At 63.5% G+C, this 14096-nt stretch carries 12 protein-coding genes; 5 read left to right on the top strand and 7 right to left on the bottom strand.

Annotation, left to right across the window (positions count from 1 at the left end; translation table 11 throughout):
• Window positions 1-140: 140 nt before the first annotated feature.
• Together AB7290_RS32360 and AB7290_RS32355 are read right to left on the bottom strand one after the other, a co-directional pair.
• Window positions 141-512, bottom strand: a complete 372-nt coding sequence (locus AB7290_RS32360) for a helix-turn-helix domain-containing protein (RefSeq protein WP_014497036.1) — start codon at window positions 510-512, stop codon at window positions 141-143.
• Window positions 513-537: 25 nt separating this feature from the next.
• Window positions 538-1587, bottom strand: coding sequence for a LysR family transcriptional regulator (locus tag AB7290_RS32355; protein WP_038943246.1), 1050 nt, complete (start codon window positions 1585-1587; stop codon window positions 538-540).
• Between the two features lie 482 nt (window positions 1588-2069).
• Here AB7290_RS32355 and AB7290_RS32350 point away from each other — a divergent pair, with 482 nt between their 5' ends.
• Window positions 2070-2336 carry a hypothetical protein gene (locus tag AB7290_RS32350; RefSeq protein WP_028152051.1) on the top strand — a complete coding sequence of 89 codons (267 nt, stop codon included), beginning with the start codon at window positions 2070-2072 and terminating at the stop codon, window positions 2334-2336.
• A gap of 207 nt (window positions 2337-2543) precedes the next feature.
• Window positions 2544-3275 carry a cytochrome c biogenesis CcdA family protein gene (locus AB7290_RS32345; RefSeq protein ID WP_085404442.1) on the top strand — a complete coding sequence of 244 codons (732 nt, stop codon included), beginning with the start codon at window positions 2544-2546 and terminating at the stop codon, window positions 3273-3275.
• Window position 3276: 1 nt separating this feature from the next.
• Here the strand turns inward: AB7290_RS32345 and AB7290_RS32340 are convergent, their stop codons facing one another.
• Entirely contained in the window at window positions 3277-4590 is a 1314-nt protein-coding gene (locus AB7290_RS32340; RefSeq protein WP_085404441.1) for an ATP-binding protein, read from the bottom strand.
• Entirely contained in the window at window positions 4587-5249 is a 663-nt protein-coding gene (locus AB7290_RS32335; RefSeq protein WP_085404440.1) for a response regulator transcription factor, read from the bottom strand. Before AB7290_RS32335 ends, AB7290_RS32340 begins: the two co-directional genes overlap by 4 nt.
• Before the next feature lie 257 nt (window positions 5250-5506).
• Between AB7290_RS32335 and AB7290_RS32330 the strand changes: the two genes are divergently transcribed.
• The gene (locus tag AB7290_RS32330; protein ID WP_094184428.1) at window positions 5507-7816 is read left to right on the top strand and encodes a TonB-dependent receptor; all 2310 of its coding nucleotides are present in this window, start codon (window positions 5507-5509) and stop codon (window positions 7814-7816) included.
• Between the two features lie 97 nt (window positions 7817-7913).
• Entirely contained in the window at window positions 7914-8192 is a 279-nt protein-coding gene (locus AB7290_RS32325) for a hypothetical protein (protein ID WP_135215078.1), read from the top strand.
• A gap of 18 nt (window positions 8193-8210) precedes the next feature.
• On the opposite strand, the gene AB7290_RS32320 is transcribed toward AB7290_RS32325, so the two are convergent.
• The 3 genes from AB7290_RS32320 to AB7290_RS32310 form a co-directional block, all read right to left on the bottom strand.
• Window positions 8211-9344, bottom strand: coding sequence for a mandelate racemase/muconate lactonizing enzyme family protein (locus AB7290_RS32320; RefSeq protein WP_085404438.1), 1134 nt, complete (start codon window positions 9342-9344; stop codon window positions 8211-8213).
• 22 nt (window positions 9345-9366) lie between these two features.
• Window positions 9367-10824 (bottom strand): sensor histidine kinase, encoded by a 1458-nt coding sequence (locus AB7290_RS32315; RefSeq protein ID WP_441254561.1) that lies wholly within the window; start codon window positions 10822-10824, stop codon window positions 9367-9369.
• A gap of 391 nt (window positions 10825-11215) precedes the next feature.
• A complete protein-coding gene (locus tag AB7290_RS32310) occupies window positions 11216-12490 on the bottom strand; it encodes a serine hydrolase domain-containing protein (protein WP_085404436.1) in 1275 nt (424 codons plus the stop codon).
• 162 nt (window positions 12491-12652) lie between these two features.
• Between AB7290_RS32310 and AB7290_RS32305 the strand changes: the two genes are divergently transcribed.
• A complete protein-coding gene (locus tag AB7290_RS32305; protein ID WP_085404435.1) occupies window positions 12653-13570 on the top strand; it encodes an intradiol ring-cleavage dioxygenase in 918 nt (305 codons plus the stop codon).
• The last annotated feature ends 526 nt before the right edge of the window (window positions 13571-14096 follow it).

The raw sequence follows: 14096 nt of genomic DNA, 5'->3' as shown, positions 1-14096 counted from the left end.
TCCGCAAGAAAAAAGGGCGGCTTGGCCGCCCCGAAAGGAGAGCCGCGCGCAAGCGCGCGGACTGGGTCTCGTTCAATCCGGCCGCGCCCCCGTGACGCGGCGGATTGAACATCGGCCGTAAAGGTCGGAGCCCGATCGGCTCAGGCCTCGTTCGCTGCGATCGATTCCATCAGCGAGACGAGCTGACGCTGCACCGTCTGGTCCTTGATCTTGCTGTAGGCGCGCAGCAGGCGGAGGCTGAAGGCGGAATCGAGGAACAGCAGGCTCTCGACTTCGCGCGCCTTGTTGTCGCCGTCATAGAAGAAGGTCACGGGCACATCGAGGGCGGTGGCGATCTGCTGAAGCCGAGCCGCGCCGACGCGATTGACGCCCTTCTCGTATTTCTGGACCTGCTGGAAGCTCACGCCGAGCTTCTCGCCGAGCTCGGCCTGCGAGATCTTCATCTCGACGCGCCGCAGACGGATCCGCTTGCCAAGCTCAATGTCCGGCTTGCCGGCGCTGCGCTGCTTCATTCTTTTCGCCGCTGCTTTCATACTCTCACCTTTGTTCTTCGGTTGAAAATCCCCCGAAGAGCTGGGTCAGGGGTTCGCCCATATACTCGTCCTTGAATTCATGCGGATGCACGAACTCTTCCTTAAACCACGGGAATCGCGCCGGATTGAAAGCCTCGATCAGCCAGTCAATCATGTGCCGAACACGTGGAATCCGGCCGCTACCAGGGTGGTAGGACAACCAGATATCCAGCGGCCTGTTCAGCTCGACCTCCAGTGGAATCAACTTCCCGCCAAGCGCAATGGCGTAGCTCGGGAATACGCCGATGCCGGCGCCATTCGCGACCGCCCAATAATTGGCGCTTGAGACGTTGGTCTTCATGACCAGCAGGTCACGTTCCGGAACGCCTGGGAAGAAGCTCTCGAAGGTTTCCTTGGCGGCAAGCTGGTCGGCGAATTGCAGCACCAGGCGGTGCTTGATCAATTCGAGCGCCGAGCGCGGCGTGCCGTGTTTTTCAAGGTATTTTTCCGAAGCCCAGAACATCAGGTGCATGCGGCCGAGCCGCACCAGCTTGACGTCGAGCGCGGAGGGACGCGACAGATGGATGGCGACGTCGGCCTCGTGACGAGAGACATCGGCCGAGCGCATCGCGCAATGCAGGTCGACCAGGATCTTCGGATAGGCCTGCTGGAATTCGACCAGCCGCGGGGCGAGCCAGAACGTCCCGAGACCCTCGGTGACGGCCACGCGAACTTCGCCGGACAGGGCGTTGGCCGTCGAATCGCTGGTGCGCAGCACGTCGAAGGCGGCCGCCTCCATGCGCTCGACTGCGGAGACCACCAGTGCACCTTCATCGGTCAGATGCGTGCCGTGGACGTCGCGGGTGAACAGGGTGGTGCCGGTCTGGCGCTCGAAATCATCAATCCGGCGGCGGACGGCGTTGATCGACAGCGACAGGCGTTCAGACGCCGAGCGAAAACTGCCGCATCGAACGACTTCCAGGAATATGCGGGCCGCATCCCAATCGGAGAGGCCGCTGATGTTGATCTTTGGGCGTTCCTCCTGTGGAACGCCCCTTTCCGCCAAGGAGTGCATACAAGTCCCTTCGGGTTGCTAAACTGGCAGAATTGGGCGCAAACCACAACCACTGCGGGTTGGGGAACGGCGACTTTTGAACGCCATCGTTACTGCCTCGTGGGCGGTATCCGAGTGTTACCAAGGCTGAGAATCGAATCGGCCGACCAACGTTGGAATGAGGGGTGTGGCGTGAGTTCCGTTGCGAGCCCTGAAATGGCTGCAGGATTGTCGGCGTTTTCCGTCACGGAAGTCCTTGCGCGCGAGCTGTCGCCGCGCGGAATGGGTCGATCATCCAGTGCCGCGCGTTCGACTCCCGGCCACGACGATAATGGCGTCCCGCGCAGCGGGTCGATGTTCGCGGGAGCCACGGTTTCCCGGCAAAATCATACTGAAATCATGTTCGGAGGCGTCGGCGCCTCGTGTTATTCTCGGTATCCCATGGGGGCCGAGGGGATTTCCACAAACACGTCTCGCAGGCCGAACTAACGGAAAGAACGCCGGTGTCGCATTCAGACGAACAGTTGCAGTCGGTGCTGGAAACGCTTGAGGAGTGCCGCAAGGTTCTCAACGAGAGCAATAACCGCGAGTCGGCCGAGCTGCTGTCCATCGTCATCCTCGACGTGCGGATGAAGCTCAAAGGAATTGACAGTGCCGATCTCAAGGCGCTGTGCGACGAAATGTTGCGGAGCGCTGGAAGCGAACCGCAGCCCCCCTCCAAGCAGACGCAGGACCAGCCCCGGCGTCCGCTGCTCCGCGTGGTGAAGTAGCCGCGCCGCCGAGTCTCGCTTTTTGGCGAGGTTTGTGCGCGTCCCGATGCCGCATCTGTGATCGCAGACGGCATCGGGAGGAGCCTGGTTTCGTGCGCCTCTGTTGTGCGCATTCCCCGGCATCGGCTACACCAGAGCCGGTTCGGCTCCCGCCCGCGCGCATTCCCGGTGCGCGGCCAAAGAGCCTGAGATGGCTCCGACTGCATCATGCAAAATGTCTCGATCCCGGCGGCCCTGATTGCCGGCCTCGTCAGCTTCCTCTCTCCCTGCGTTCTGCCCCTGGTTCCGCCCTATCTGATCTATCTCACGGGCGCCACGATCGAGCATGTCGAGAACAAGGAGCCGGCCTCGGCGTCCAAGCGCGCCATCATGATGTCGGCGCTCCTGTTCGTGCTCGGCTTCTCCACGGTGTTCGTGGCGCTCGGCGCCAGCGCTTCGCTGATCGGCGGGCTGATTCGTGCCTGGTCGGCCGAGCTGTCGATCCTCGCCGGCATCGTCATCATCATCATGGGCCTGCACTTCCTGGGACTGACGCGGATCGGCCTTTTGATGCGCGAGGGGCGCCTGACCGCGCCCAAGCCTGTCGGCCTGTGGGGCGCCTATGTGATGGGCCTCGCCTTCGCCTTCGGCTGGACGCCCTGCATCGGCCCGATCCTCGCCGCGATCCTCTCGATCGCCGCGGCGGAGGCGACGGTGACGAAGGGGGCGGGCCTGCTCGCAGTCTATTCGGCCGGCCTCGGCATTCCCTTCCTGATCGCCGCCCTGATGATCGAGCAGTTCTCGAAGCTGTTCGCGCGCATGAAGGGCCAGCTCGTCAATGTCGAGCGCGCCATGGGCGTCCTGATGGTGATCACTGGCATCGGCTTCCTCACCGGCACGGTCTCGAATGTCAGCATCTGGCTGCTCGAGACGTTTCCGGCGCTGCAGACGATCGGTTAGCTCACGCTGTCGGCACGGCAGTCAGGTCAAACCGGACATGCGCGACGATGCCGGTCGCGCCACTCCGGTTCTGATGCATCAGCCTGAAGCCGTGCCGGTCGGCGGTGGATTTGGCGATCGCAAGACCAAGCCCGGTCCCCTCGACGCCCTGGGGCGCAGCCCTGAAGAAGCGGTCGTAGATGAACGGCATTGCATCCTCGGGAATGCCTGGGCCGTCATCGACGATCTCCAGCGCGCAAATCTTGCCGTCATTGACGACCCTGAGTTCCACGGAGCCGCCTGAACCTGAATAGCGAATGGCGTTGTCCAGCAGGATGGCGATGAGCTTGGCGATCGCGTTGCGATCGCCGAGGAACCTGCACGGTGTCTCCGCCGTCATCGCGAGCTGGACGTTGCGCGCCTCAGCCAGCGGATAGAAGTCGGCCAGCAACGATGTCGCGAGCGCGGCAAGATCGACGTCGTCGCGCTTCCGGATCGAGGCGCCTTCCGTTCTGGCCATTTCGAGCAACTGGCTCGCCAGATGCGATGCGCGCCGCACGCCGTCCCGAAGTTCGTCGGCAAGCTCGCGAGTCTGTCCGGACAGTTCTGCGGCGATCAGGTTTTCCGCCTGAATCTGGAGCGCGGCCAGAGGTGTCCTCAGTTCGTGCGCCGCGTCCGCCACGAAGCGGCGCTGCGCGTCGAGTGCCGACCGGTGACGATCGACGAGCTTGTCGATGGCAACGATCAGCGGAGCCACTTCCGCCGGTACGCCCACCGGACGCAGGGGCTCCTGCGCATCGACGCTGCGCTGGCCGATTTCGGCCGACAGCCGTTGCAGACCGCTCATCGTGCGGCTGATCGACCAACCCAGAACGGCCCAGACCAGCGGGATGGCGAGCAGCAGCGGAAGCGCGGCGCCTGTCGCCGCGTGCAGCGCGATCTCGTGCCTGGCGCTCCACGCTTGCGCGATCTGGATATCGTGCTGCGCGTGGCTCCAGCGATAGACGCGCCAATCCTGCCCGTCGGCGGTCACGTCGGACAATCCCGGCACTGATTGCCAGGGAATATCGATCGGAGGACCCGCCCGATGCACCAGCGCGCCGGAGCGATCCCAGATGCGGACGACCAACTGATCCTCGTCTTCGCTTTCGAGCAGCGGACCCGCACCGTTGCGGTCGCCTGGACCGACATTGACGGCGATCTCCTGCAACTGCGCGTCGAGGAACTTGTTCATCTCATAGGCGACAAGGCCGAACGATGTTGCCGTTGCCAGGAGGCCGATGGCGGCCAGCAACAGCGTCGCACGCGTGATGATCGTCTTGCGAAGAGAGCTCATGATCCGGACTTCGTGACCATCCACCCGGCACCGCGGATGTTCCGGATGACGTCCTTGCCATACCGCTTGCGCAAGCCGTGGATGACGACGTCAACGGCGTTGCTCTGCACCTCGTCGCCCCAGCCGTAGATCCGGCTCTCGATCTGGCCTCGCGACAGAATGGTTCCGGGACGCTCCATCAGGGCGTACATCACCGAGAACTCCCGCGCGGAAAGCGTCGATTGGATGCCGCGGAAGGTCGCCACATGGGTCGATGGATCGAGCGTGATCTCCTTGCTGCTCATCAGCGAATTGGAGCGGTCGTTGACCCTGCGCATGACCGCGCGGATGCGCGCGAGCAGGGCGCGCAACTCGAACGGCTTGACGATGAAGTCGTCGGCGCCGAGATCGAGTCCCGCGACCATGTCCTCGACCCGGTCGCGGGCCGTGATCACCAGGATGGGCGAAGCCTTCCTGCTGCGCGCAGCCTTGAGAATCTCGAAGCCAGTCATGCCGGGCAGTCCGATATCGAGCAGCGTGATCGCGTGCTCGGCGCGTTGTAGCGCGGCGTAGCCGTCCTGTCCGTCGCGGGTCCAGTCCACGGTCATTCCGTTTCGCTTCAATCCGCGGACGAGCGCCTTGCCGAACATCAGATCGTCTTCGATCAGCAGGAGGCGCATTGATTCAGGGAAAATCGCTGTGTTGGAGTGGTGGCGCGTCGCAGCACCAAGCGCCACATTCGACACCGCGGCCAAATGGTCAACCGCCTGCGCCTCAATTTAGAACTCTTACAAATTTGGGCGTGAGCGGAGAGAGGCTCGACCTATTCTAAATCCGATCTAATCCTCATCTAATTCTTCGCATTGCAGATGCGCCCCGGTTCGGGACCGCGAAGCCGTCTTTCAGAGCGGCACGCGAAATTTTTGGGGCGTTGCAGATGGAATTGGGTTGTTGGGCTGGCCGCAAGGCGTTGCGTGGTTTTCTGCTGTCGACGACGGCAGCGCTGTCATTCAGTGGTGGGCTGACGATGCAGGCCGGCCCGGCCTCTGCGCAGCAGGGGCAGGCGGCGGGAGCCTTGCCGTCAGTCGTCGTTTCAGCCCCGCAGCAGCGCGCCCGCCGGGCGCAGACCGCGACCACCTCGCGCGCAGCGCGATCGAATCGTCGGACGGCCACCGTCGCACCGGTCGAGAAGAAGCCGCCGAGCGTCAACAATCAGGACGCGCGTACCGGCCAGAAGGGCTATATCACGCGGAGCGTGACCAGCGCGACGAAGACCAATACGGCTCTCCTCAACGTGCCGCAGTCGGTGACGGTGCTGACGAAGGATTTCATCAGGGACCAGGCCTTCACCTCGATCGGCGAGGCGACCCGTTATGTGCCCGGCGTGATCTATCACCAGGGCGAATCGCATCGCGACGACCTCGTCATCCGCGGCCAGCGCAGCAACGCCGACTTCTACACCAACGGCATCCGCGACGACGTCCAGTATTTTCGCGACTTCTACAACATTCAGCGGCTCGAGGTCCTGAAGGGGCCGAACGCGATGATCTTCGGCCGCGGCGGCGGCGGTGGCGTCGTCAACCGCGTACTCAAGGAGGCCGACGGTACGACCATTCGCGAGGTGACGGTCGGCGGCAATTCCTATCCCGGCGCCCGCGTGACCACCGACGTCGGCCAGGCGATCAACGAGAACTGGGCCTTCCGCCTCAACGCGATGTACGAAAACACGCAGAGCTATCGCGATTTCGTCAACCTCGAACGCTGGGCGATCAATCCTACCGCGACCTTTGCGCCGAACGACACCACGACGGTCAAGCTGAGCTACGAGCATCTGCACGACCGGCGTACCGTCGATCGCGGCATCCCTTCGCAGATCCGCCCCGGAAACGCCTTCCCGCGCTATCCCTACGATACGTCGCCGTCTGCGTTCTTCGGCAACCCCAACCTCAACTATGCGCTCGCCGATGTGGATATCGGAACCGCTGTCGTCGAGCACGATTTCGAGAACGGGTGGACGATCAAGAATTCGTCGCAGATCGCCAACTACGACAAGTTCTACCAGAACATCTATCCGGGCGGAGGAGCCAATTCCGGTGCCGTCAATGCCGCCGGAACCTCGAGCAATCTGCAAGCATACAACAACGAGACCGACCGGACGAATTACTTCAACCAGACCGATCTCACCTACAAATTCGGGACGGGCCCAATTCGTCACACCGTCGTCTTCGGCGCCGAGTTGGGCCGTCAGAACGGCCTGAACTACCGGCAGAGCGGGCTCTTCAATGGCGTATCGTCGACCATCACGATCGATCCGAGGAATCCGACGTCGTACGTTCCGGTCACTTTCGCCAATAACGGGGGGACCGATGCCAACAACACCTACAAGCTCAATCTCGGCGCCGTCTACGTCCAGGACCAGGTCGAGATCACGCGCTATCTGGAGCTGATCGGCGGCCTGCGGTTCGATCACTTCGACCTGACGTCGCGAGACCGCCGCACATTCGTCGAGCTCAACCGGGTCGATGATCTGGTGTCGCCACGCGTCGGTGTCCTGTTCAAGCCGCTCGAAAACCTGTCGATCTACGGCAGCTACAGCATCTCGTATCTGCCGAGCGCCGGCGACCAGTTCAGCGCTCTGACACCGGGCCTGGCCATCGCAGCGCCCGAGAAGTTCGTGAACAAGGAAGTCGGGCTCAAATACGACATCTTCCCGAGCCTGCAGTTCGCTACGGCGATCTACGAACTGGACCGGACCAATCAGCGCTTTGCCGATCCCAACAATGCGGGATTCTTCATCCTGAGCGGAGCCACCAAGACCCGCGGCCTCGAAGCGTCTCTGACAGGCTACGTGACGGACGCCTGGCAGATCACGGGCGGCTACGCTTACACGGATGCGCGGATCACCAGCAACAACTCCGCGACCATTGTCGCCGGCAACCGCGTGGGACTTGTGCCGTACAATACCTTTTCCCTCTGGAACAGGTATCAGTTCACGGAGCAGTGGGCCGCGGGCCTCGGTGTGATCCACTACTCGAACTTCTTCGCATCGTCCGACGACACCGTGCTGATTCCGGAGTTCACGCGGGTGGACGCCGCCGTGTTCTTCAGGCTCAACGAGACCTGGCGCGCCCAGCTCAACATCGAAAATCTCCTCGACCGGAAGTACTATTCGACCGCGGACGGGAATAACAACATCACGCCGGGGTCTCCACGTGTGTTCAGATTGTCAGCCACGGCGAACTTCTGATGGTGTTGAGATGACACGCGCGAGTGGCCGGGCTGAAGGCAGATCGACGGCACGCAAGAGCAATCGCGCCGCACAGGCGGCGCGACAGCGCTGCTTCGTGCTGGAGATCAACCAGAGACCGGTTCTGGCGTTCTCGGCCAGCTCACTGCGATCCGCCCGGGCGCGCGTGCAGGAAGCCTGGTTCGTCGAGGAATTGGAGAGCATGTGTTCAGGTGGGCGTCCTCTCCTGTGCCCGGATCATGTCCGACACGTCAGGCTCGCGCTTCCGGCGGAGATTGCCGCGGTGGAACTCGGACGCGGCCTCGATGAGGCGCGCGGCGAGGACGCCAAATATGGCTTCGCGTTTCTCGTTCCGATCGACGTGCCGCCGAATTAACGGCGTCGACCGCTTTTTCTATTGAACCGCGAAGCGCGCGAGCGCCTCGCGGTCGATATCGATACCTAGCCCCGGTCTGTCAGGCACCCGCACGAAACCCTTCTCGTGCTCGATCGGCTCCTTCAAAATCGCCTGCCGGATCGGATGCTCGGTGCGGTCGAACTCGAGCATCGGTTCGATCGGCGCAAGCGAGGTCGGCGTGTGTGACGGCAGCACGGCGAGGAGCTGGAGCGAGGCCGCGATCGCGATCCCGGTGCCCCAGACATGCGGATTGTAGCGGATGCCGAACGCCTCGCTCATGTCGGCGATCTTCTTGCATTCGGAGAGGCCACCCGCGGCGCAGGTGTCGGGCTGGGCGATGTCCAGCGCATGCGATGCGAACAGGTCGCGAAAACCGAAACGGGTGAATTCGCATTCGCCGCCGGCGATGGGAATCGTCAGCGCGGATCGTACCGCGCGATATCCCGCGACATCCTCCGGCGGCACCGGCTCCTCGAACCAGCCGATGTCGTAGCGCTCAATCATGCGGCCGAGCCGGATCGCCGCCACTGCGTCATAGGCGTGGTTCGCATCGACCATCAGCGCGACATCCAGGCCGATCGCCTCGCGCACCGCGCGGGTGACCGCGGCGTCCTCGGCGATGCCGAAGCCGACCTTCAGCTTCACGGCGCGGAAACCCTCCGCGGCGTAGCCGGCCGCTTCCTCCGGCAGGTATTTGAGCGGATCGCCTGATTTGCGCCGGTAGAGCCCGGTCGCATAGGCCGCTATCTCCTTGCGCGCGGCGCCGCCGAGAAGCTGATGCGCTGGCACGCCGAAATGCTTGCCCTTGATGTCCCACAACGCGATATCGATGCCGCTCAGGCCCTGGATCACGACGCCCTTCTGGCCGTGATCGCGCAAGCGTGCGTAGACCATCTGCCACAGCACGTCGGTGCGCAGCGGATCCTCGCCGATCAGCAAGGGCGCGATGCTCTGCACCACCGCCGCCGTCATCCGCGCCGGCCCGTAGCATTCGCCCCAGCCGGTCAGGCCGTCATCCGTCTCGATCTCGACCAGCATCGCGGTGCGCGTGTCGTACCAGGCGCGCGAATAGGCGAAGGGCTGCGAGAGCTTTGCTTCGAGGATGTGCGTGCGCACCTTGGTGATCTTCATCGCCGATGTTCCTTCAATCCGTTCACCGCGCCTCGTCCAGCACGCACGTCACCGTGCAGACGACGCCGCGCGGCAGGAAGTCGACGGTCGCCTCGCCGCCGAGCTGGTCGCGCGCGCTGCGCTCGATCAGGCGCGATCCGAAACCGCGCTGCACCGGCTCCGTCACCGGCGGTCCGCCGATCTCGCTCCAGATCAGCCGCAGCCGGGGCTTCGGCGTGTCGGCGATGACCTCCCATTCCAGCGTGACCCGGCCGGTCTCGTTCGACAGCGCGCCGTATTTCGCGGCGTTGGTGGCGATCTCGTGCACGATCATCGACAGCACCACGGCGAGCCGCGGCGACAGCGGCACGGTGGGGCCGGCCATGCGGATGCGATCGGGATTGCTCAGCAGGAACGGCTGGAGCACGCGCGCGATCACGTCCCTCAGCTCCGAGCCCGCCCATTTCTCCTGGCTCAGGAGATTATGCGCCTCGGCGAGCGCACCGAGCCGTCCCTCGAACTTGGTCCGCTCGTCCCGGCTTGAACTTCGGAAGGTCTGCACTGCGATCGCCTGCATCAAGGCCAGCGTGTTCTTGACGCGATGGTTGAGCTCCTCGATCAGCAGATTGTGCAGCATCTCGCCGCGCGCGATCGTGGTCGCCATCCGCACCGCGAAGGTCAGGCCGGTCAGCAGCAGGATGCCGCCGATCAGGCTGGTGATCGCGATGTCGCGCCAGAGCGGGACGATCAGCGATCTCTCGGCGACACCGGCCACGACCGTCCAGCCGGTCAGCCGCGATCTCGTATAGGCGGAGGACAGCGCGACGCCGTCGAGCGAAACGGTGGAGAGGGTCGCCTCCGGCGTCCGGGCCATCGCATCGTTCAGTGCGCCGGAGGCCTGCTTGCCGAACGTCTCGGCCGGATTGGGCGCGCGCGCGAACACGCGACCCTTGGTGTCCAGCAGCGACACCGTCCACTGATCGTTCGGCCGCTGCTGCTCGACCAGTTTCTGGAATGTCGCGATCGGCGGGCTGAAGGAGAGCGCGTAGACGACCTCATCGTTGCGCAGCACGGGAACCTCGACGGTCACGATCGGCCGGTTCTTGGTCGAGCCGGTGAACAGGTCGGAATATTGCGGTGACTTGCTCGCAAATACCCGCTCGACGATCTCGCGATTGTTGCGGGGTGGCAGGTTTGTCGTTTCACTCGTGACGGTCGAGAACAGCTGGTGCCCGCTCCCGTCCGCCACCAGCAGGACGCTGTCCTCGCCATATTGGCTGATGAACCCGGTTGCCAGCCGGCGGAAGTCGTCGAAGTCGCCGCTTTGCAGGGCGTTGCTGAGCGCCAGCACCTGCAAGCCGCCGGTCATCCGCTGCACTTCGGAATCGAGCACGAGGCGCATGCTTCGCACCGTCTCCAGCACGCGTCGTGTCGCGTCGCTGCGGTCCTGGCGATAGTTGGAATAGGCAATACCGACCGCAAAGACGATCAGCGGCAACATCGTTCCCGTGACCAGAAGAGCGAGCCGGACCGGCAGAGTGAGCTTTGACAAACGCGGGCGTCCCGGTTCCAGCGCAGCGGCGCCGGATTATGATTTTGGGGAGACCATACGGGTGAGACTTCCACCGCGCCACGATTTTCGCGTCCGGCGAGCACGTCAGGGAGAGATTTTGCAGCGCGGTCGCGGGCGTCAAGTCGCGCACCGAGGCTGAAAGCGGCATGAAGACCGTCAGGTCTGCACGTCCAACTGAGGAGGATGACGCAGTTCTGATTTTGTGGGCCGTGCCCGCCGTTCTGGTGCTCGGCGGCGGAATTTATCTGGTCGGCCATATGCACTACAACGACGGGCCCTCGCGATCGATCGCGAGGGCCCGTTCTTGTTGAGACGCAGCTCAGAGATTGCTCTCGGTGATCGCCGCATAGACCATGCTGCGCAGTTCGCGCCGGAGCGGATAGGCGCTCGACGGCAGCACCTGCGTCATGAAGATGGTGATCAGCTCTTCGGCCGGGTCGATCCAGAACGAGGTCGTGGCCGCACCGCCCCAATTATATTCGCCCGGGCTGCCGGCGATCAGCGTCTCCGCCGGCCGCATGGTCACGGCGAAGCCGAGGCCGAAGCCGATGCCGTTATAGGTGGCTTCCGAAAACAGCGAGCGCGACACCTCCGGCAGCGCGCGGCCGCCTGGAATGTGGTTGCTCGTCATCAGCGCCAGCGTCTTCGGCCCGAGCAGGCGGACGCCGCCCAGCTCGCCGCCATTGAGCAGCGCGCGGCAGAAGGTGAGATAGTCGGCGACCGTCGAGCATAGTCCGCCGCCGCCCGAGATGAACGAGGGCGGCGACAGGAACGAGCTCTTGGTCGGGTCGTCCTGGAGCGTCAGGCCCTCGCGGCGCTGGCCGGCATGGAAGGTCATGCCGCCACCCGGGTCGGCGGAGTAGCAGGCGGCGAAGCGATGCGCCTTGGCGGCCGGCACGTGAAAATCAGTGTCGGTCATGCCGAGCGGATCGAGGATGCGCGTTTTAAGGAACTGCTCGAAGGGAATCCCGGAGATTTTTCCGACGAGATAGCCGAGCACGTCGGTCGCCACCGAGTAGTTCCAGGATTCGCCCGGCGAGAACTCCAGCGGAATTTTTGCCAGCGCCTCGATCATGCTCTGCAGCGTGCCTGACTTCTCGACCTCGCCGATCTTTTCGGTGCGATAGGCGGCATCGACGTTGGAACGCTGCTGGAAGCCGTAGGTGAGACCGGCGGTGTGCCGCAGCAGGTCGACGATCAGCATCGGCCGGGACGGCGGCCGGGTCAGGAAGGCCGGCGCGGTGCCGGCGACGAACACGCCGAGATCCTTCCATTCCGGAATGTATTTGGCGACGGGCTCGTCGATCGCCACGAGGCCTTGCTCGACCAGCATCATGAAGGCGACGCTGGTGAGCGGCTTGGTCATGGAATAGATGCGGTAAATGGTGTCGTCCTTGACCGGCGCCTTGCGCTCGACGTCGGCAAAGCCCTGCACCGAGCTGTGGGCGACCTTGCCGCGGCGATAGACCAGCAGGTGCGTGCCCGGGAAGCGGCCGGCATCGATGTAGCGGCTCTTCAGATGCGCATCGACGCGGTCGAGCGCGGCCTTGGACATGCCCACGGATTCGGGCGAGGCGGGGGTAGGGGCGAGCATCAGTTCCTCCGGGGCGTTTTGTCGGAAAGTTGATAGCGAAATGCCGGCCCCATTCCAAGCCGGTTGCGCTTAACGCGGCCGGGCCTGCTGGTGTAGGCTGCACTGTGGAACGCCTCCAAGGAGCCCATCCGGGCCAACGAGAAAATTCAGGGCAAACGCACCATGACCCAGTTCAACGAGACCGAACTCACCGAAGCCGTCGTCAAGAGCTTCGACAATACGCCTGATGCGCGGGCAAAATTCCTGCTCCAGGAATTGGTGAAGTCGCTGCACGATTACGTGAGCAAGACCGGTCTCACCTTCGAGGAATGGGAATACGCCATCGATTTCCTGACCCGCACCGGCCACAAATGCACCGACACAAGGCAGGAATTCATCCTGCTCTCCGACGTGCTCGGGGTCTCCATGCTGGTCGACGCCGTCAACCACAGGGATCGCGAGGGCGCCACCCAGACCACGGTGCTCGGCCCGTTCTATGTCGGCGAGCACAAGGTCACCGCGCACGGCACCGACATCTCGCCGAACAATCAGACCGGCGAACGGATGTTCGTGCAGAGCCGCGTCACCGACCTCAAGGGCAAGCCGCTTGCGGGCGTTCCCGTCGACGTCTGGCATGCCGACGATGACGGCTTCTACGATTCACAAAAACCGAACTACGACGAGGTCGGTGCCTCGGCGCGGGCGCGCTTCATCACCGACGCCGACGGCCGCTTCTTCTTCCGCACCATTTTGCCGTGCAGCTATCCGATCCCGACCGATGGCCCTGTCGGCGAGATGATCACGCAGACCAAGCGCCATCCGATGCGCCCCGCTCATGTGCACTTCCTCGTCAATGCGAAAGGCTATGAGCCGCTGATCACCCACGTCTTCATGGACGGCGACAAATATCTCGATTCCGACGTGGTGTTCGGCGTCAAGGACGACCTCGTCGCCAAGGTCGAGCCGCGCAACGACCCTGAGATGCCCGACGGCGCCAAGGCAAACGGGCAGTGGCACCTGATGACCTACGAATTCCACCTCAAGCCCGGCGGCGGCATGGCGCCGAAGCCGCTGGGGGTGAAGGCTGCGGAGCCGGCGTGAGGAATTCTCGCTAGAGCGCGCTTCTAGACCGCTCGGTAGTCAGGGCGCGTGCGACGTCCGCTGTGCTTCTGGTAGCTGCGCAACAGCGGACCTCACTGGATGTCCGAGTTGGGCCAACAACAAACATACTGCGAACATAAAGAAGACGCGAGGCGAGCCGGCCTTAACGCCCCCGGAGCGTCCCGATCAAGCAGGACGGATACCGCCTGTTCGTGCAGCGCGTGGGTTCACATGCCACTCCCTCCGCCACCGCCGCCGCCACCACCAGCTTGTCTGGACGCTTCGAGATTTCTGTCTAAACGACTGGGTTCATTAGGCGCGTAACCGAAAGCTCCCGGATAGCCCTTCTTCGATCCCATTGTTTGTAGCTCATGCAGCGGAGCGTAGCCGGGGACGCCCGGGTGATGTCTCTTAGAGATCTTATGCTGCAGACCAAGTGCTTTGCCTGGTACACCCTGCGCAAGCGCGGCTGGTGCGGCGGCGATGAGAGCGGCGGCACAAAGTGCGATGATCGTTGTCTTCACTT

The sequence above is a fragment of the Bradyrhizobium sp. 613_E4_N2_2 genome, from assembly GCF_052075995.1.
Taxonomy (GTDB): domain Bacteria; phylum Pseudomonadota; class Alphaproteobacteria; order Rhizobiales; family Xanthobacteraceae; genus Bradyrhizobium; species Bradyrhizobium barranii.
This window is presented reverse-complemented; position numbering and strand designations above follow the sequence as displayed.

Bases quoted from the DNA above. Each gene is read 5' to 3' on its own strand.
- AB7290_RS32320 (WP_085404438.1), bottom strand. From the start codon at position 9,344: ATGAAGATCACCAAGGTGCGCACGCACATCCTCGAAGCAAAGCTCTCG.
- AB7290_RS32360 (WP_014497036.1), bottom strand. From the start codon at position 512: ATGAAGCAGCGCAGCGCCGGCAAGCCGGACATTGAGCTTGGCAAGCGG.
- AB7290_RS32305 (WP_085404435.1), top strand. From the start codon at position 12,653: ATGACCCAGTTCAACGAGACCGAACTCACCGAAGCCGTCGTCAAGAGC.
- AB7290_RS32340 (WP_085404441.1), bottom strand. From the start codon at position 4,590: ATGAGCTCTCTTCGCAAGACGATCATCACGCGTGCGACGCTGTTGCTG.
- AB7290_RS32330 (WP_094184428.1), top strand. From the start codon at position 5,507: ATGGAATTGGGTTGTTGGGCTGGCCGCAAGGCGTTGCGTGGTTTTCTG.
- AB7290_RS32345 (WP_085404442.1), top strand. From the start codon at position 2,544: ATGCAAAATGTCTCGATCCCGGCGGCCCTGATTGCCGGCCTCGTCAGC.
- AB7290_RS32355 (WP_038943246.1), bottom strand. From the start codon at position 1,587: ATGCACTCCTTGGCGGAAAGGGGCGTTCCACAGGAGGAACGCCCAAAG.
- AB7290_RS32315 (WP_441254561.1), bottom strand. From the start codon at position 10,824: ATGTTGCCGCTGATCGTCTTTGCGGTCGGTATTGCCTATTCCAACTAT.
- AB7290_RS32310 (WP_085404436.1), bottom strand. From the start codon at position 12,490: ATGCTCGCCCCTACCCCCGCCTCGCCCGAATCCGTGGGCATGTCCAAG.
- AB7290_RS32335 (WP_085404440.1), bottom strand. From the start codon at position 5,249: ATGCGCCTCCTGCTGATCGAAGACGATCTGATGTTCGGCAAGGCGCTC.